Origin of the sequence: Ornithinibacillus halophilus (genome assembly GCF_900129485.1) — a bacterium.
Taxonomy (GTDB): Bacteria; Bacillota; Bacilli; order Bacillales; family Amphibacillaceae; genus Ornithinibacillus; species Ornithinibacillus halophilus.
In genome coordinates this window covers 1-18,569 of sequence record NZ_FQVW01000053.1, presented here as the reverse complement: position 1 = coordinate 18,569, position 18,569 = coordinate 1, and the positions used below count along the sequence as shown (strand labels likewise).

The 18,569-nt window shown below is 34.3% G+C and carries 21 protein-coding genes, 2 tRNA genes and 1 other RNA gene; 14 read left to right on the top strand and 10 right to left on the bottom strand.

Features of this window, described 5'->3' with window-relative positions; translation table 11 throughout:
- Position 1 precedes the first annotated feature (1 nt).
- A tRNA-Ser gene (locus tag BUB12_RS15235) sits at positions 2–94 on the top strand.
- A 162-nt stretch (positions 95–256) separates the two neighbouring features.
- Here BUB12_RS15235 and BUB12_RS15230 read toward each other — a convergent pair.
- Both BUB12_RS15230 and BUB12_RS15225 read right to left on the bottom strand, forming a co-directional pair.
- Positions 257–940, bottom strand: a complete 684-nt coding sequence (locus BUB12_RS15230; RefSeq protein WP_072891768.1) for a deoxynucleoside kinase — start codon at positions 938–940, stop codon at positions 257–259.
- A 57-nt stretch (positions 941–997) separates the two neighbouring features.
- Positions 998–1,642, bottom strand: a complete 645-nt coding sequence (locus BUB12_RS15225) for a deoxynucleoside kinase (protein ID WP_072891767.1) — start codon at positions 1,640–1,642, stop codon at positions 998–1,000.
- Between the two features lie 159 nt (positions 1,643–1,801).
- Here BUB12_RS15225 and BUB12_RS15220 point away from each other — a divergent pair.
- The 3 genes from BUB12_RS15220 to acsA all read left to right on the top strand — a co-directional run bounded on the left by BUB12_RS15220 (position 1,802) and on the right by acsA (position 5,277).
- A tRNA-Arg gene (locus tag BUB12_RS15220) sits at positions 1,802–1,874 on the top strand.
- 106 nt (positions 1,875–1,980) lie between these two features.
- Entirely contained in the window at positions 1,981–3,198 is a 1,218-nt protein-coding gene (locus BUB12_RS15215; RefSeq protein ID WP_072891766.1) for a dicarboxylate/amino acid:cation symporter, read from the top strand.
- Positions 3,199–3,561: 363 nt separating this feature from the next.
- Positions 3,562–5,277, top strand: coding sequence for an acetate--CoA ligase (gene acsA / locus BUB12_RS15210; RefSeq protein ID WP_072891765.1), 1,716 nt, complete (start codon positions 3,562–3,564; stop codon positions 5,275–5,277).
- A gap of 439 nt (positions 5,278–5,716) precedes the next feature.
- Here acsA and BUB12_RS15205 read toward each other — a convergent pair whose 3' ends face one another.
- Entirely contained in the window at positions 5,717–6,094 is a 378-nt protein-coding gene (locus tag BUB12_RS15205) for a hypothetical protein (protein WP_072891764.1), read from the bottom strand.
- A gap of 237 nt (positions 6,095–6,331) precedes the next feature.
- On the bottom strand, positions 6,332–7,138 hold the full coding sequence (locus tag BUB12_RS15200) for a hypothetical protein (RefSeq protein WP_072891763.1): 807 nt from the start codon (positions 7,136–7,138) through the stop codon (positions 6,332–6,334).
- Positions 7,139–7,548: 410 nt separating this feature from the next.
- Between BUB12_RS15200 and BUB12_RS15195 the strand changes: the two genes are divergently transcribed.
- Positions 7,549–8,889 (top strand): helix-turn-helix domain-containing protein, encoded by a 1,341-nt coding sequence (locus BUB12_RS15195; protein WP_072891762.1) that lies wholly within the window; start codon positions 7,549–7,551, stop codon positions 8,887–8,889.
- Positions 8,890–9,066: 177 nt separating this feature from the next.
- On the opposite strand, the gene BUB12_RS15190 is transcribed toward BUB12_RS15195, so the two are convergent.
- Positions 9,067–10,353 (bottom strand): glycoside hydrolase family 18 protein, encoded by a 1,287-nt coding sequence (locus BUB12_RS15190; protein WP_072891761.1) that lies wholly within the window; start codon positions 10,351–10,353, stop codon positions 9,067–9,069.
- A gap of 98 nt (positions 10,354–10,451) precedes the next feature.
- Entirely contained in the window at positions 10,452–10,985 is a 534-nt protein-coding gene (locus BUB12_RS15185; protein ID WP_072891760.1) for a cysteine hydrolase family protein, read from the bottom strand.
- A 78-nt stretch (positions 10,986–11,063) separates the two neighbouring features.
- Here BUB12_RS15185 and tadA point away from each other — a divergent pair, with 78 nt between their 5' ends.
- The 3 genes from tadA (at position 11,064) to BUB12_RS15170 (ending at position 13,035) form a co-directional block, all read left to right on the top strand.
- The gene (gene tadA / locus BUB12_RS15180) at positions 11,064–11,522 is read left to right on the top strand and encodes a tRNA adenosine(34) deaminase TadA (RefSeq protein ID WP_072891759.1); all 459 of its coding nucleotides are present in this window, start codon (positions 11,064–11,066) and stop codon (positions 11,520–11,522) included.
- Between the two features lie 107 nt (positions 11,523–11,629).
- An RNA gene (ffs, locus tag BUB12_RS15175) (signal recognition particle sRNA large type) lies at positions 11,630–11,895 on the top strand.
- Between the two features lie 132 nt (positions 11,896–12,027).
- Entirely contained in the window at positions 12,028–13,035 is a 1,008-nt protein-coding gene (locus tag BUB12_RS15170) for an IS1595 family transposase (RefSeq protein WP_072891758.1), read from the top strand.
- Between the two features lie 42 nt (positions 13,036–13,077).
- Here BUB12_RS15170 and BUB12_RS15165 read toward each other — a convergent pair whose 3' ends face one another.
- The 4 genes from BUB12_RS15165 to BUB12_RS15150 all read right to left on the bottom strand — a co-directional run bounded on the left by BUB12_RS15165 (position 13,078) and on the right by BUB12_RS15150 (position 14,339).
- Positions 13,078–13,479, bottom strand: coding sequence for a hypothetical protein (locus tag BUB12_RS15165; RefSeq protein ID WP_072891757.1), 402 nt, complete (start codon positions 13,477–13,479; stop codon positions 13,078–13,080).
- A complete protein-coding gene (locus BUB12_RS15160; RefSeq protein ID WP_072891756.1) occupies positions 13,476–13,688 on the bottom strand; it encodes a helix-turn-helix transcriptional regulator in 213 nt (70 codons plus the stop codon). The genes BUB12_RS15165 and BUB12_RS15160 overlap by 4 nt, the downstream gene beginning before the upstream one ends.
- A gap of 160 nt (positions 13,689–13,848) precedes the next feature.
- Entirely contained in the window at positions 13,849–14,130 is a 282-nt protein-coding gene (locus BUB12_RS15155) for a hypothetical protein (RefSeq protein WP_072891755.1), read from the bottom strand.
- Positions 14,127–14,339, bottom strand: a complete 213-nt coding sequence (locus BUB12_RS15150; RefSeq protein ID WP_084063371.1) for a helix-turn-helix transcriptional regulator — start codon at positions 14,337–14,339, stop codon at positions 14,127–14,129. Before BUB12_RS15150 ends, BUB12_RS15155 begins: the two co-directional genes overlap by 4 nt.
- 232 nt (positions 14,340–14,571) lie before the next feature.
- Here BUB12_RS15150 and dnaX point away from each other — a divergent pair, with 232 nt between their 5' ends.
- From dnaX to BUB12_RS15120, 6 genes are all read left to right on the top strand, one after another.
- Positions 14,572–16,257, top strand: coding sequence for a DNA polymerase III subunit gamma/tau (gene dnaX / locus BUB12_RS15145; RefSeq protein WP_072891753.1), 1,686 nt, complete (start codon positions 14,572–14,574; stop codon positions 16,255–16,257).
- Between the two features lie 41 nt (positions 16,258–16,298).
- Positions 16,299–16,619, top strand: a complete 321-nt coding sequence (locus tag BUB12_RS15140; RefSeq protein WP_072891752.1) for a YbaB/EbfC family nucleoid-associated protein — start codon at positions 16,299–16,301, stop codon at positions 16,617–16,619.
- Between the two features lie 11 nt (positions 16,620–16,630).
- The gene (gene recR / locus BUB12_RS15135) at positions 16,631–17,227 is read left to right on the top strand and encodes a recombination mediator RecR (RefSeq protein WP_072891751.1); all 597 of its coding nucleotides are present in this window, start codon (positions 16,631–16,633) and stop codon (positions 17,225–17,227) included.
- A 17-nt stretch (positions 17,228–17,244) separates the two neighbouring features.
- Positions 17,245–17,466, top strand: coding sequence for a YaaL family protein (locus BUB12_RS15130; protein WP_072891750.1), 222 nt, complete (start codon positions 17,245–17,247; stop codon positions 17,464–17,466).
- A gap of 106 nt (positions 17,467–17,572) precedes the next feature.
- Complete coding sequence (locus BUB12_RS15125) at positions 17,573–17,845, top strand: pro-sigmaK processing inhibitor BofA family protein (RefSeq protein ID WP_072891749.1); 273 nt, start codon at positions 17,573–17,575, stop codon at positions 17,843–17,845.
- 147 nt (positions 17,846–17,992) lie between these two features.
- On the top strand, positions 17,993–18,190 hold the full coding sequence (locus BUB12_RS15120) for a sigma factor G inhibitor Gin (RefSeq protein ID WP_072891748.1): 198 nt from the start codon (positions 17,993–17,995) through the stop codon (positions 18,188–18,190).
- The last annotated feature ends 379 nt before the right edge of the window (positions 18,191–18,569 follow it).

Below are 18,569 nucleotides of genomic sequence, written 5' to 3'. Positions count from 1 at the left end.
CGGAGGTATACCCAAGTCTGGCTGAAGGGATCGGTCTTGAAAACCGACAGGCGGGTCAAACCGCGCGGGGGTTCGAATCCCTCTACCTCCTCCATTTATAACAATAGCGCATAAAATTTTGGAGATACAAAAAACCGTTACGAATGTAGCGGTTTTTTTATTGTTATTAAATCGTCTGTGGTATAGATTCTCATCTCTCCTCTAAAACTAATACATAAAAAACCCACTTGAAAAATAACAAGTGGGTTTTAGCTTATTATTTTATTAATTCTCTAGCTTCCCAACGTCTAGATTGTTGAATGAAGTGACCGATTTTTTCCAAGATAGGTTCAACAGAATTTTCTTCCTTCATTAAATCATAGTCAGAGATATTAATACGTAAAATTGGGCATGCATTAAAGTTATTAATCCAATCTTCATAGCGGTTGTACATTTCTTCCCAATAGGCAATAGGAGTGGTTTTCTCCATTTCACGACCACGATGTTGGATACGATCAAGTACTTCGTCAAATGACCCTTCTAAATAGATGAGTAAATCAGGATGTGGGAAATATGGTGTCATAACCATTGCATCAAATAAGTTTTTATATGTTTCATAATCAGTTTTTGACATTGTTCCATTATCATAATGCATCTTAGCAAAAATCCCAGTATCTTCGTAAATGGAGCGATCTTGGATAAATCCTCCACCATATTCAAATATTTTCTTTTGTTCCTTAAAACGTTCGGCAAGGAAATAGATTTGCAAATGGAAACTCCAACGTTCAAAATCTGCATAGAAATCTTCTAAATATGGGTTCGTATCCACTTTTTCAAAGGATGTTTTAAAATTAAGCGCATTTGCAAGCGCCTTTGTCATTGTTGATTTCCCAACACCAACTGTTCCAGCTATCGTAATAATACTGTCATTTGGTATATTATACTTTTCTCGTAAATTCATAATATAATTCCCCTTTTTCATCTAGCTAAACACCGTCTCAATTGGTGGCTTAACTTTTTATTTGTATGATGCTAACTGATTATTTAAAGATTGCCTTACTTTATTAATAATTAAATCTAGATCAGTTTTATTTTGCACAAAGTCAAGTTCATCCCCATTTATTCGGATCACTGGAATGTTGGGATGTAGAATTTCGAAATCATTCATATATGCTTCATAGTCCTGTGATAGTTGCGCTAAGTAGGATGCTTTTATATTTTGTTCAATTTCTCTCCCGCGCAATCGGATTCGTTTTAATATTGTATCTAAACTTGCATTTAAATAAATCATCATATTAGGAACAGGCATGTCCTTTGTTAAAATTTGATAAATTTGTTCATATTTATCAAATTTATCATCTTGTAAAGTACGTTTAGCAAAGATCATGTTTTTGGATATATGATAGTCAGCAACTACTGGTTTATTTAAATTTAAATATTTTTTCTCTATGTCTTCTAATTGCTTAAATCGATTGCATAAAAAGAACATTTCTGTTTGAAAGCTCCACTCATCAATATCATCATAAAACTTTCCAAGAAAAGGATTTTCTTCTACAATTTCTTTTAATAAGTGGTAATCAAACTGGTGCGATAATTCTTTCGCTAACGATGTTTTACCAATACCGATAGGGCCTTCTATCGCTATAAATGGGACGTCTGTCATTTCTTTTCCCCCTATCAAACGAATTCGACAGTCATTTTATCATTTTAACACATATAGACTGTTTCATCTATATTACATCTACATAGGGTATTGGTAATATTTATTACTTTTAAATATTATTTCCTATTTGTTATAATGAATGAGGTTACCTTTTACTAAGCCCTCGTAGCTCAGGGGATAGAGCATCGGTTTCCTAAACCGTGTGTCGCAGGTTCGAATCCTGCCGGGGGCGTATCCCATCTCAAATCTGAAGCAATGCGTCGATTGATCCCATTCCAACTCACATTTCTTTTACAACTCATTGTTAAATTACGATACAACATGAAGGGAGCAACTATATGAGTCTAACAAAAAAAATATTAATTTCCCTATTATTAGGTGTAATAGTCGGTATAGGACTAAGTATTTCCTCACAAGAATTTTTCGCTTCTGTCGATCAATATGTATTAAGCCCCATCGGACAGTTATTTATTAATTTAATTATGATGCTTGTCGTTCCAATTGTATTTGTTTCAATTGTTTTAGGAACAGCAGGACTTGGAGAACCAGCCAAACTAGGGAAAATAGGAATTCAAACGATTTCTTTTTATTTAATAACAACTGCAATCGCCTTATCTATCGGTTTGGGTGTGGGAATAATTCTTGAACCAGGTGAAGAAGGTGTATTTCCTGTAAATAATGTTGAATATGAAGAGAGTATGGCACCTCCAATTACAGAAACATTAATCAACATCATTCCTAAAAATCCACTGGAAGCGATGTCATCCGGTGATATGTTACAAATTATTGCTTTTGCTATTTTCATAGGTATTGCGCTAGCTGCTTTAGGTGAGAAAACTGCTGGAATTCATCGTTTATTTGAACAAGCTAATGAGATTTTAATCTTTTTAGTAAACCTTGTGATGAAAGCAGCACCATATGGAGCATTTGCTTTAATTGCATCTGCTATTGGTGAAGCAGGGTTACATGCGATTGGTTCCATGGCAATGTATATGTTAGCTGTTATATTAGCATTAGTTATTCATGGTGGGGTAATCTATCCTTTAGCCATAAAACTGTTAGGTAAGGGAAACCCAATTAAGTTTTATAAAGAGTTCTTTCCAGCAATGTCAGTTGGTTTTAGTACATCAAGTTCCAGTGCTACATTACCAATTGCAATGCAAATTGCTCAAGAGAAATTAGGGATTAAAAAATCAATCAGTAGTTTCGTACAACCATTAGGTGCGACAATAAACATGGACGGGACAGGCATTATGCAAGCTGTAGCAACTGTCTTTATTGCCCAAGTTTATGCAGTTCCATTAGGCCTTAATGAAATGATTATGATTATTTTAATGGCAACGTTAGCAAGTGTTGGTACAGCAGGTGTGCCAGGGGTGGGACTTGTTATGTTAGCCATGGTTTTAAATCAAATTGGCTTACCAGTAGAAGGAATTGCCTTAATTATAGGAGTTGACCGTCTATTAGATATGCTACGAACGTCCCTTAATCTAGCAGGGGATGCAGCATGTGCTTATATCATATCTGAAAATGAAAAGAGAAAAGAAGCAGCATAAGTGAAGTCCAGTTGCCTTAACAAAAGGTAGCTGGATTTTTTAAAAGATAAGAAAGCATTCCTTACAGAGATGTCTAGCTCCAGCACCTACCCCCTCGAGGTCTTAAGTCAATTCTCATCACGGGCAAAAAGCGCCACAGAGAGGATTGGCTTAAGCTATGCCTGAGGCTGAACAAGGCGCATGCGCTTTTCTTAAGAAAAAAGGACCGATTCTTATAAAAAATTCTAATAATTCGTGTTAAACTCTTTCAAATTGTCATAAAATGTTCTAAAATAGTAATTACTTAACTCTTTTAATATTTCTTAAAAGAAGGAATTGTAATCGTTTGCAAACGTATTTTCTAAACTAAAATGAGGTGATAGGATGGATATGCAGCGTATACCAGCTAGAGAAGGGAATCATAATCTACAAAACTATGAAGATGTTAGAAAGAATTTCTCATGGGATAATGTTAAAAGGAATTTTAGCTGGGACAAAACAGGAAAGGTAAATATAGCTTATGAAGCATTAGATCGTCATGCAGAAAATCCGGATAAAAAAGATAAGGTTGCTTTAATATATTCAGCACCTGATCGTGAAGAAAATATAACGTTCAATGAATTAAGTAAACGAAGCAATCAGTTTGCGAATGTACTTAAAAAGTATAATGTAAAAAAAGGGGATCGAATTTTTCTATTTTTACCAAGAAGCCCTGAATTTTATGCGGCTTTCTTTGGTATTTTAAAGATTGGAGCAATTGCCGGGCCATTATTCGAAGCATTTATGGAACAGGCTGTACGAGATCGTTTGCAGGATAGTGAAGCGAAAATACTTATAACTACCCCTGATCTTTTAGGGCGTGTACCACAAGAGGATTTACCAGATTTAGAGAAGATAATTCTAGTAGGTGAACATCAAGAAACTGGTGATCAGTACATTGATTATACAAAGGAAATGGAAAACGCATCTAGTGAATTTAGTATCGAATGGGTAGATTTAGAAGATGGAATGTTAATTCACTATACTTCAGGGTCTACTGGTAAGCCAAAAGGTGTTTATCATGTTCATAATGCGATGATTCAGCAATACCAAACAGGAGAATGGGTTTTAGACCTAAAGCAAGATGATGTCTACTGGTGCACAGCTGATCCAGGATGGGTAACAGGAACAAGTTATGGTATCTTTGCACCATGGCTACATGGAGTGACAAATGTTATAAGAGGTGGGCGTTTTACACCTGATGATTGGTATAAAACATTACAAGATAAGGAAGTGTCAGTTTGGTATACTGCACCGACTGCTCTTCGCATGTTAGTAAGTAATGGTGACGATTTAGTTAAACAATATGATTTATCCTCTCTTCGTCATATTATGAGTGTTGGTGAACCATTAAATCCTGAAGTAGTAACTTGGGGATTAAAAGCATTTAATCTACGTATTCATGATACATGGTGGATGACAGAAACTGGTGCACAACTTATCGTGAACCTTCCATCCGAGGAAATTCGCCCAGGATCAATGGGAAAACCAATTCCTGGTATAGAGGCAACAATCGTAGATAATGAAGGCAATGAGATTCCTCCAAATCAAATGGGGAACTTAGCTATAAAAGCCGGCTGGCCAGCTATGATGCGTGCCGTTTGGAATAATCCAAGTAAATATGAAAGTTACTTTATTAATGGATGGTATGTGTCTGGAGATAGTGCTTATCGTGATGAAGATGGCTATTTCTGGTTCCAGGGTCGTTTGGATGATGTTATCAATACATCAGGAGAGCGTGTTGGGCCGTTTGAGGTAGAAAGTAAGTTAATTGAACACCCAGCAGTAGCAGAGGCTGGTGTTATTGGAAAACCTCATCCTGAAAGAGGAGAAATTATTAAAGCATTTATTACCTTAAATACCGGGTATGTAGAATCACCTGAATTGCTAGAAGACATTCGTCAGTTTGTAAAAACAGGATTAAGTGCACATGCAGCCCCTCGCGAGTTAGAGGTTCGTGATTCAATACCTAAAACAAGAAGTGGTAAAATTATGCGACGCTTACTAAAATCTTGGGAACTTGGATTACCAACAGGAGATACTTCCACGTTAGAGGAATAGGAAATCTTGTTCCAAAATTTATATGTGTTACATGTAAAAGTAGATTTCGTCATCATTGTTGTTAAAAAATATACTGATGAGTAGTGAGATATACAGTAGATAAATGTGCCTCATCGCCATATGCATTCACCATACTCCAGGATTTGAGAAATGTATTTATCGAAAGAAGCTTAATGAATTGAGAAAACAAAAAAGAACAAAATAGGTATCGAAAGGTCCATTAAATATCGGAGCTTTTCGATGCCTTTTTTGCTGGAAATCAATCTTTATTTTTTATTAAACTATGAGTTGTAAACAGTTGGTAGTTACTTGTTAGGCTAATTTATTGCCTATTGTTAGTGAAATGTCCTTATAGGCTATACAAAAACTAGCCTTTTAGGGGGGACTTTTACAATTAACCATTTGGGCTTTTAGGCATAACCCTATGTTAAGATTGATTTTATTCATTAAATATTTTTTCAAATTCACTTTTAGAAATATACATAACATTTTTAATATACAATTGATGATTAACTAAATCAGGAGTAGTTTCTACTAATAATACTTGATTATCATATTCATATATTGCAAATTGATAAACTTTTTGTGGCGCTTCTACAGCATGATTAGATTTGATATTTCGGATTTTGTTAGGTATTTCTTCTTTCCTATTTCCCTCATTTAAAATAAGAGATTCGTATTTATTATTATTTAATAATTCCTGAAGTAGATCAGCACTAGTTTTAGGCTTAGAGTTTTGATAAAAAACCCAAATATTCCACGAGAATAATAAAAGGAGGAGTATAAGAATCAAAGATAATTTGATTTTCTTATTCATAAAAATTCCACACTTTCCATTTTAATGTAATGTTTTAGTGTTTATGAGGATAATAACATGTAAATAGTCATATGAATTTACTTTAAAAAACTTAACATGGAGATGTAGTAGAAGTATGTTATTCCCAAAAACTTATTATCTTTTACTTTTACCACAAGGATCCCCATGTCAAGTTACTGTAGAATAAATATACTAATTTCCATTCCTTACACAAATAATCACAAATTTATTAGGTCTTTAATTTAGTAAAATGACATTGTATATACCAGCATGAACTAAATCTGACCATGATCGTGTATCACCTCTTTCAGATAAATCAACCCAACTAACCTCTCCATTTCTAGCATTAATTACTTTAGCGTCTATGTCAATTTTATATGTTCTTAATCCTAATTCACCTTGTGATGTAACTTCATAATCCCATCTTGATTGCCTACTAAAAACTGAACCACTAATAGCTGTATCTATCGTTGCCCCAACAACTGTAGCTCCTAAAGCAATCACAACTCCCAGAATTCCACCTGTAAATATGGCGCCAATTACACCAATTATAGTAGATACCGCTGTACCAGCAGGAAAAACAATTTGCTTAGTAGGGCCATACGTAATACTGTTTTTACCATACAAATAACCCCATTCATCCCAAGTACTACTATATTCACGATGTATAAGGTAATAATCTGATGGTGGAGTATGAGTTAATTTGTTGTTAATCGTATCCTTAGTATCTATGATGTAATCATCAAATGTACTTAAGGTTTTGTTACCTTTATTATCATAATACAAAATTTTATTACTATTAGAAAATATTATTGTCTTATCAATAAATTTATTATCAAGATAAGTTTCATAGACAGTCTTATTTCCTTCCTCAATAACTTTTATTTTTAATTCTCCTGATGAGTTATTTTCTATTATATAAGCCTTTTTTCCATCAAGTATTGTTTCACTAATGTCAAAACGATTAAGAATATCTTTATCTACCTCCGCAAAAGTCGAATTTACTGGAATAATAGTAAATATAAGCATAGCAACCAGAAACATAATCCCAGTATTTTAAAAAAAACAGCTTTTTCTAGTTTTCATGGTAGATCCCCTCCATAAATTTTATAATTAAATTTCCTATATACCTTCAATGTAAATAAAATAGCCATAAAAAAAAGCCACCTTAATAACTATTTGTTTAGTACTAAACTTAGCTAAATATTAACATAATTCACTTAATTTTGTATTAAACAAGTTATTACTATAGGAGCTAATTTGAATTAATAATATTTACAACTTGAACAAGTATAGGAATATTGTATAACAAAGGTGTCTATAAAAGACTATCTAGAAATAATTCTTATTTTAGACAGATTAAATAGTATTTTTTATACAACTTTTTCAATTTTAATAATGTATGATTTGTTATAATGTAATTAAATAAAATATCCTGAAGGGTATGAATCCCGTTGAAAAAAAATATAGGTTACATTATTAAACTAAAAAGGCTAGAAAATAAGTTGACACAGGAGGAGTTAGGTGAGGGAATATGTACACCTTCATACCTGAGTAGAATTGAAAATAATCATGTAATCCCTGATGAATCAATATTTAATTTATTAATTGAAAGATTGGATATCCCCATAATAAAGGAAGAAGTAAACAACGTTGATATAAATAAAAGGCTTGAAAACTGGCATAATAATATGTTGGAAAGAAAACACTTTGAAGAAAATGTTTATAGACTGAAAGATTTGGTTGAACAAGTTGGTAATGAGAAATGTACTATTAAATTCAATATCGTATACAGTAGATACCTTCTAATGAACGGAAAAACTAATAAAGCAAGTGAAATTCTATTTAATATTGGAAACATCATGAAACTCGAGTATACCAGAAATTATTTTTTATATGTAGGAGTACTGATGATTTATTATTTCATAAAGGGAAAATACGAACGTGCTATTGAAGAAGGGTTAATTATTATTAACGCAAAAGGCCTAGACTTCTTAGGTAATAATCACGAAATTGGAATGTTTTATTATAACCTAGCTCTAAATTATAGTAAAATGTACCAAAGTGAAAGGTGTATCCACTTTTCTAACATAGCTTTATCCATATTCAAAGATAATTATTTATTAGATAGAGCTATAGATTGCCATCTTCTTCTGGGTATTTCTTTCAATAGATTGAACCTTTGGGAAAAGTCAAAGGAATCCTATCTTCTTTCAGAAAAACTTATTAAATTCCTTTCTGAACAAAAAAGAAACACCTATTTGGGAATGATTTACAATAATATTGGGTATTCTTTGGAGTGCCAAGGCTATTACATGCAAGCTATAACATATTATGAGAAAAGTTTGGAACATAAAAAAGATGTTAATGATAAAGTAAGAACCATCATCAATCTTGTTCGATCAAATTACGTAGATGAAAATAAAGAAAAGGCATTACATTGGCTACAATTGGGCATTGATAGGATAAACAATAACTCTATGTCAAGAAATACGGTACAGCTTCAAATTTACCAGAAGTTATTACAAGATGACGACTATAATTATGAAAGTGTTAATCAATTGGAAAAGACAAGCTTTAACTACTTTATAAAAAATGATTTATGGCAATTCGTATATGAGTATTCAAAGTTATTTGCTTATATGTACGAAAAGCAAAGTTATTATAAAAGGGCAAATTATATGTATAAATTAGCTATAAAAGCTAATGAATATAAATTTTCAGGGGGGAAAAAAAATGAAAAAAGTGATTTTGACCTTAATTTTCATGACAGGGATTATTTGGATTTCTTCTAGTAACTTTACATCAATTTTTGAATCTACTGACCATGAGGATCATCCAGAACCTTTTTCTGAAGAAGTAACATCTTAACTTTTTTGTAAAGTGATTCAAATTTTAAAAAGTAGTAATTCTGCAAGTACAAAACGATAGATAGGAATCCTCCAGTATCCATTTGGTACTGGAGGGAATTTTTATACTTTACTAATAATAAAGTTATCCTGTAATAGCTGCCAATTTTGTGGGAATGCAAGGCCTAATTTCCAATAACTAATCCCTCTCAACCCTAATTCCTTTATCATATCAAATTTTGCTTGTATGGATCGTGCATCTTCAAACCATACTTCATGTTGACTTCCTTCTGCATCATAATACGTAAAAAATGGAGCTTGTGCTGTTGTATCATATTCAATGGCTACATTATTGTCTCTAGCTAAAGAAATTGCTTGTTGTGGACTTAAAGCACGGGCATATTCGCCACCAGGAACATATGGTAAAGTCCAGTCGTAACCGTACAAATTTTGACCAAGTAATATTTTACTAGCTGGCATTTCTGTCAGTGCATAATCAACCACTCTTCTTACTTGGTCAATCGGTGATACAGCCATAGCTGGCCCTCCGCTGTACCCCCATTCATACGTCATAAGAACTACAAAGTCAGCAATTTCTCCATGGGCACCATAATCATGTGCTTCGTACCATTCCCCTTCTTGTGTAGCACTTACCTTTGGTGCAAGAGCAGTCGACATTAGTAATCCTTCTTGAGATAAACGGTTTTTAGCCTTTCGTAAAAAAGCATTGTAAGCATCACGGTCTTCCGGTGGCAAAAATTCAAAATCAAAGTGTATATCAGTAAAACCAACTTGATGGGCAGTATTGACTATTTGGTCCAGTAAGGTGTTTTGAACAGATTGAACGGTAACAAGTATATGACCTAGTTCAGCACTGAAGGCACCCTCTTCTAGATTTGTGACAACAAGCATTAAGGAAGCATTATTTGAACTGGCAATTTGAGCAAAGTTATTTAAAGGTGGTGGAATTAAGGTACCATCACGATTGACTTGATAACTAAATGGTGCGAGGTATGATAAATAAGGGGCTGCTTTTCTAGCTGCATTTTCTAATGTTTGTGAAACATTTCCTCCAATAGGTTCCACATAGGCATTTGAGATAATTTCTTGTTTTGCTCTTGGTGGAATATATATGCGTAACCCAACAGGCAATGTTTCATTTATAGGAATGTTGTTGATTTGTGCTAACTCTTGATAACTCATTCCGAATCGTTGAGCAATAAGATATAAGCTATCTCCGGGCTGAACATAATAAAATTGGCCAATAATTGGAACGACTAATGCCTGCCCAACGACGAGTTGTTCAGGGGTTTCTAATTCATTCGCATCAATTAGTGCTTGAATAGAAGACCCATACGTGTTGGCGATTGTATACAACGAATCGCCACTATTCACGACATGAATTTGCAAAAAAATCTCCCTCCTTATGTTTGTTCAGAATGAAGCTTCTAAACAATCTAGTTGTATCCTACTTACACATATATGAAGGGAGATTGTAAAATATGTCATTAAATTGGTGTAATATCTGCTTTCATCACCGTATTCATTAAGTAGAGTGCGTAATCATTTCCTTCTTTCTCTTCTGAAGCGATACAATTGTTAGGTATACTCATTGTAAACTGGTACATATACGCATCCTTTGCAGTAAATAAAACACAAATATCACCAGCAATACCAGCAATAATTAAATGAGTTTTATCTAAATCATTTAATAATGATTTTAAAGGGGTTTGAAAAAATGCAGAATGTTGAGGTTTAATAAAGAAATAATCTTGTTCATCAGGCTTTAATGCATCAATAATCTCTTTGCTTTTTTCATTGTAACAATGGTCAATAATTGTGTCGGCATCAGAGGTCCATAATTTGTAATGATCATTAACATAAATAATAGGTATGTTTTTCTCTATAGCAAATTTCTTTAATTTTATTAAATTGGGTAAAATTTGTTTAGTGTGTACATATAATTTTTCACCACCATCAAATTGAAAATCATTGATTAAATCGATAAAAAGTAGTGCAGTATTGTTTGCAGTTGCTTTCATGATATACTCCTTTTATAAGGTTTACATCTTACTATTGTGTGCGAATATTGGAATCTTAATATGAATGGTTGATGATATATGGATCAAAAATACATGCAATTGGCAATAGAAGAAGCTAATAAAGCAAGAGAATTGAATGAAGTACCTATTGGAGCAGTAATTATTTACAATGATACCGTTATTGCAACTGGGAGAAATTATCGAGAAACGACGCAAGAGACGTTATCACATGCCGAGTTAATTGCTATAAAAAAAGCAAATGAAGTGATCGGTAGCTGGCGATTAGAGGAATGCACGCTATATGTAACATTAGAACCTTGTCCAATGTGTGCAGGAGCAATTGTACAATCGAGAATAAAAAGAGTTGTTTTTGGTGCTTATGATCCTAAAGCAGGGTGTGCTGGTTCTATCATGAATCTATTAGAGGAGGATAGGTTTAATCATCAGGTTGAACTAACAAGTGGAGTAAAGGAAGAAGAATGTAGTCAATTATTAACTAGTTTCTTTCGTGATTTAAGAAAGCGTAAAGGGAAATAGTTAGGCATGTGGTAATTAGTTCTGAGCCCTCTATTAATTCTCAATTTCCATATACTCTCAGTCAAAATGCATTGCAATCTGCACTAAAAATGGTATAATGGAAATTACCGTGCTAGGCGGGGAGGTAGCGGTGCCCTGAACTCGCAATCCGCTATAGCGAGGCTGAATCCCCATCACGAGGTGGTCGACTTTATGGTCTGCCTTAAGGGATTGGTGTTGACGCTTAGGTCCTGCGCAACAGAAACCCATGAACCCTGTCAGGTCCGGAAGGAAGCAGCAGTAAGTGGTAATTTCTGTGTGCCGTGGGGTTACCTAGGCCGAGCCATGAACTTAAGTAACGCATAGGGTCGTTCCATCGACGATGGGTGCACGGCTTACATATGAAAATGAACCCCCTGTTATTTTACAGGGGGTTTTTAATTATGGCTGTTTTCGTATAGATTGTTGCTTTCTTGACTGAACTTGTAGAAGGTTGATATAATAGGGTTCAGGGAGGCGTTCGGACATGTGGAAAGATGTATATGAGGATTTCAGCGATTTAACCAAATCAGAGCAGTTAGCGTTGTTTAACGCTATGAAACAGGATTTGTTTCCAGAAGAACCAGACAAAATCACTAAATTACTCAAAACCATTCGTGAGGCTCGGTTTGCTTCGGGTATGGCTTGTGTTCATTGTGGCAGTATGTCTGTAAAACGTAATGGTAAATATCGTTCAAGACAACGCTATCTATGTAAAGATTGCGGAAAAACCTTCAATGATATGACCAATACGCCATTCTCAGGCTCACGCTACCCTGAGAAGTGGGTAACATACATTGAACTAATGGTCGAGGGATACACTCTACCAAAAATCGCTAAACGCCTTAAAATACACATTTCCACTGCGTTTTATTGGAGACATAAAATCTTGAACGCATTAGGTAGTCTTGGTTTTAATCAACTTCAAGGTATTGTTGAGAGTGACGAAACCTTCTTTCGTAGGTCTTTAAAAGGTCGTGAAGTCACCGATAGGAAGCCTAAAAAACGTGGAGAAAAAGACAAGAAAAGAGGTATATCTAATTCTAAAATTGCTGTTGTAGTGGCACAAGACCGTAATGGTAATATGATTGCTCGTAAAGCGGGAACTGGTCGTGTAAAAGCCGAAGAAATCGATAGTGTTATAGGCGAGTATATTCACCCGTCTGCTTTGTTATGCACTGATACAGCAACGAACTACAAAAAATTCGCCAAACTTAAAGGCTTATTGCACGAAACCGTTAATGAACGCCAAAAACAGCGTGTTAAAAAGGGGATTTATCATATTCAGCACGTTAATAACGCTCACAATCGCTTGAAAGGGTGGATAGACCGTTTTCAAGGGGTAGCAACTAAATACTTGGATAACTACCTCTATTGGTTTCGTTGGCTCGATTTGGGGAAGGATTTGGCATTTGATAAACGTGTAGAGCAAATGCTTATTTCAGCCTGTCAAAAATCAAATTATACTACCGTTGAGATGTTAAGAAGTGCATAAAATAAGACCCCTTGTTATGAGGTCTTATTTAAACTTGGTTATCTACCTACGACTTACAACCAATGCACCAATACCACTAATCCATAAATAGGCAATTATTAGTATCCATAGATAGGTAATCGAAATATTTTCTATACCAACGAGCGTAATAATTCCAAGTGCTACAAAAAGCAGTCCTAAAAAGATATGTGATGAATAAACGTAAAACTTTAACAGATTCTTAACCGTTCGTTCATCTGTCTCTGGTGTTCTGTCCTTTTTCAAGTGAACTTTAATTACATTGATAATAATTAAAATTGCCGATGCGGTTAATGCCCCAAGTAAAACACTAAAATTAAACTGACCCTTCACGATGTAAATAAGTGTAAGTCCAAGTAATACACCAACCATTGTACAAACCGCCATAAATGCTAAATTCCATTTTTGTATCTTCTTCTTATTCACTTTTTATCATCCTCCTCTAATATAAAGATTTCGTGGATAGGAAGGTCAAAGTATTTCACAATTTTAAGGGCGAGTTCCAAACTTGGGTTGTATTTGTTGTTTTCAATTGCAGTAAAGGTTTGACGTGTCACTTGCAAATCTTCTGCCATTTGTAATTGCTTTATACCTCTTTCCTTTCTAACCTTACGAATGTTGTTTTTAACAGGCATTTCTTTCACCACCAATAATGTAAAGAACTCTTTACTTATTTTATAACATAGATTATTTTATTTGTAAAGAACTCTTTACATTATACAAAAATGATTCTTTGTTTATAACGAAAAACAACAATCTTTGAGAAAACAGCCTTAATTATAAAAACACTTCTAACTACAAACGTGCATAACGGTTTAAGAAAAAAGATGCTGTCGCAATGGCGATAATAGTTAAACGATAAGTCATGTTCAGCCATAACTTCATATCGTCCACGCTAACTTGATTATAATCAGAATAGGTGTCTATTACGATAATCCCCAAAACTAAAATACCTACTCCTAAAACAGCTGTATAAGAGCTTATTTTCTTGCCACGTTCATCTTTACCAGAGGTATACAGGAAGTATATCCAGTAAGGAAATGCAATGAAAAATAAGATGTCCAGTAAAATATTCATTCTTTTTCCTCCTCCTTTTCATATGTGAAAATCTCATCAATGGACTTGTTAAATACGTTTGCAATCTCAAAAGCAAGAATTAAAGAAGGGTTATATCGATTGTGTTCAAGTGCATTTATTGTTTGGCGCGTAACCCCGACTTTTTGTGCTAATTTTTCTTGTGATAGCTTAGCTTGGGATCGATAAAAATAAAGATTATTTGTTAATATGCCTTTTTTCATTTTTATCCCCTTTGTAATATATTTTTTACATATTGTATGAAATATGTTACAATATTATCAGAAAATATGCAATAGTTATTGATAATAAAATAAATAAAAATGATATTATTGTACTACCATGAATAAACAAGTGTTATTTATCTTAAGTAACTTATATTTGTTCACATTCTCTGTTAAAATAGGTATAATTAGATAGAAATCATAGAGGAGATTATGTCTTATGAGCTATCAAGCACTGTATCGCGTTTGGCGTCCAAGAACTTTTCAAGACGTTGTCGGACAAACACATATCACACGAACATTGCAAAATGCGATTGTTCAAGAAAAGTTTTCTCATGCGTATTTGTTCTCAGGACCTCGTGGAACAGGGAAGACAAGTGCAGCGAAGATTTTTGCGAAAACGATTAACTGTGAAAAGGCTCCAGTTAAAGAACCATGTAATGAATGTGCAGCATGTCGCGGTATTCAAGATGGTTCTATTTCAGATGTAATCGAAATTGACGCTGCATCGAACACGAGTGTTGATGATATACGGGAAATTCGTGATAAAGTAAAGTATGCTTCTAGTGTCGTTCCGTACAAGGTTTATATCATCGATGAGGTTCATATGATTTCTGTAAATGCCTTTAATGCGTTGTTAAAAACATTAGAAGAACCACCAAAGCATGTTGTTTTTATATTAGCTACAACAGAACCACATAAGATACCATTAACCATTATCTCTAGATGTCAGCGATTTGATTTTAAGCCAATATCCAACCAATCAATAGTTGAGCGGATGCAATCCATTATTGATGCAGAAGGAATTAGTGTATCAAAAGAAGCATTAGATGCAGTAGCTCTAGCTGCTGAGGGTGGTATGCGTGATGCATTAAGTATTTTGGATCAAGCAATCTCCTATAGTGAAGATGGAGTTGAACTAGATGATGTCTTAGCTGTAACAGGTGCAGTATCTCAACAAATTTTAACTGATATTGTACAGGCAATGAACGAAAAGAACGTTCAACGTGGTTTACAGCTATTAGACGAAATTATTCAACGAGGAAAAGACCCAGGTCGGTTCGTTTATGACATGATTTATTACTTAAGAGATTTATTACTATATAAAAGTGCACCTGGTTTAGAAGGAATATTAGAACGGGCAATAATGGATGATCATTTTAAGCAATTAGCGACGGAAGTCTCTGAAGTATGGATCCAACATGCAATCATGCAGTTAAATCAATGCCAGCAAGAAATGAAATGGACGAATAATCCAAAGGTTTTTATTGAAATTGCTATACTAACCATCACTAATCAGTATCAACAAAGTGAGCCTGTTCAAGCAACAGATTCCGATTTCGTGATTCAGCTAACGAATAAAATGGCACAGTTAGAAAAGCAATTAGAGCAACTAAAACAAACCAATGTGTCTAGTCAACAAGCACCATCTCAAGATCAAAGGAGAAGGCCACAGCCTAGATCATCGAAGAATAGTTATAAAATACCTTTTGAAAAAATTCGCATGGTGTTACAAGAGGCACAAAAGCCTGCATTAAAAGAAGTACAGTCACAATGGGCTAATTTCTTAAATAAATTAAAAACAACAAATGCACCTGCACATGCTACAATACAAGATAGTAAACCTGCAGCTGCATCTGATAAAGCACTTGTTGTGGCCTTTAAGTATGAAATTCATTGTTCCTTATTTTTAGACCACAGAGAAATGGTAGAATCGATCCTTTCAAGTGTCATTCAAAAACAATTAACGATCATTCCAATTCCAATCAATGATTGGACAGAACTGCGAAATGAATATGTAATGAAACAAGAACAATCTAATCCACAAGAAGAAACTAATGAAGATCCAGTAGTAGAAGAAGCTAGAAAACTTGTGGGTGATGATTTAATTGAAATACATGACTAATAATTAGAAAAGAATAAAACAAATTGAAGGAGGCGTTTTCCATGAAAGGTATGGGAAATATGGGTAACATGATGAAACAAATGCAAAAAATGCAAAAGAAAATGATGAAGGCACAAGATGAACTTCATGAAATGACATTTGAAGCAAGTGCTGGTGGTGGTATGGTTACTGTCATTGCAAATGGAAAAAAGGAAATCACAGATGTTCAAATAAAAGAAGAAGTTGTAGATCCAGACGATATCGACATGCTTCAAGACTTAATCTTGGCTGCAACGAATGATGTATTAAATCAAATCGACGAAAAAACCAATGAAACGATGGGACAATTCACAAAAGGAATGAATATGCCCGGAATGTTTTAGGGGGAACATAAATGTATTATCCAGAACCGATTTCAAAGCTAATTGATAGCTTTACAAAATTGCCAGGAATTGGGCCTAAGACTGCTGTCCGTCTGGCTTTTTTTGTTTTAAATATGAAAGATGATGATGTATTGGAATTTGCAAACTCCTTAGTGAATGCTAAACGTGAGCTATCCCACTGTTCTGTATGTGGTCACATAACTGACCAGGATCCATGCTCTATTTGTCAAGATTCCTCTAGAGATGGCTCTATCATATGCGTTGTACAAGATCCAAAAGATGTGATCGCAATGGAAAAAATGAAGGAATATAATGGGAAATATCACGTTCTACATGGAGCGATTTCACCGATGGATGGCATTGGACCAGAGGATATAAATGTTCCAGACTTGATTAATCGATTAAAGGATGAAGAAGTGAATGAATTAATTCTAGCTACAAATCCTAATATCGAGGGGGAAGCAACAGCGATGTATATTTCGCGTCTGGTTAAGCCTTCTGGAATCAGAACAACACGAATTGCACACGGATTACCAGTTGGTGGCGATTTAGAGTATGCAGATGAAGTCACATTGTCCAAAGCATTAGAGGGTAGGAGAGACTTGTAAGAAAAAAGGTGACTTGATTGGGGAAAAAGAAACGAAAGAAGCGTGAAGTGGATGAACAGTTATTGGATTCACTGTTCACCGTAGAAAGAGAATGGAAACAGATTAAATCACTTTTAAATCAAAGTATTGAACCAACAATTGAGGGAAGAAATACTGAATTAGTTGCTCAAGCAAAATACCTGTTATTATTAAAAGAAGCACGAATCCGAAAAATCAGTGCTGTTCGTTATAGTAAATAATTTATGAAGCAGATAGGGATGAATTTTCCTATCTGCTTTTTTAGTTCTTTTTTCTTGTTCTCAATCATAGATTCTAGTAGTGGGACAAGGAAAAGGAGTTGATCGTATGGAATTAAGCCCTGTATTAGTTATTTCAATTATGATCGGATTAATTATAGTTTTAGTATTCGTCGGTGCACCTGCAAAACCGATGCGTGTAATTGGACAAGGTACTGTCAGAATTGCAATAGGTGTCTTATTTTTGTTTTTCTTTAATATAATTGCTGGCTCCTTTGGTTTACACATTCCAATTAATGTCTTTACTGTTATTATATCTGGATTTTTAGGTTTATTTGGAATAGCATCACTTGCTGCGATTCACTTAATCATACTCCCTTGAATAGGATAAAACATGTGATGATTTAAAAGTCACATGTTTTTTTATATGCAATTTTATGAATATATTTTTCAAAAAAAGTTTCAAAGATTGGTATAGTAACCGTTAAATTAGGAGACACTAATTACTAGTTTAATGGAGGTGGGAGTAATGGAAGAAAGATTATATGAAGAAGTAGAACAATGTGGGATTTGTGAGGATCGAAAAGAAAAAGGCATTCATTTATATAATATGTTTATTTGTTTAGATTGCGAACATAATATGATCCATACGGAGCCTAGAGAGGAAAAATATCAATATTATCTCCAAAAATTAAAAAATATAAATAAACCAAAACTATATTCATAGATTGAGGAAGTCTTTGCAAATTTGCGAAGGCTTTTTTATTAGATAAGAGATTTTCAGAGATGTCTAGCTCCAGCGCCTACCGAGGCTGCTGAAAAAGTCCGATTAATAAAAAAGTCATACACATAGAGGGGTGGGACATAACATAATCTCTATAATCCAAAGTCGAACAATTACCATGAAGGTAGTTAGAATGTTAGTCTTTAGGTGAAATCTAATTTTTAATAAATTATTCAATTCTGATGTAACTGCTTTGTTGATTTACACTACGAACAGTCGCTTTCACCTCCAGCACAAGGGCGACATCTGTTCAATCTTCCTTCGGTCGATTTCACAGTGTCTTCTTTGCCGCGGGCACGGCCTCAGCCAGGCGACTACTTGA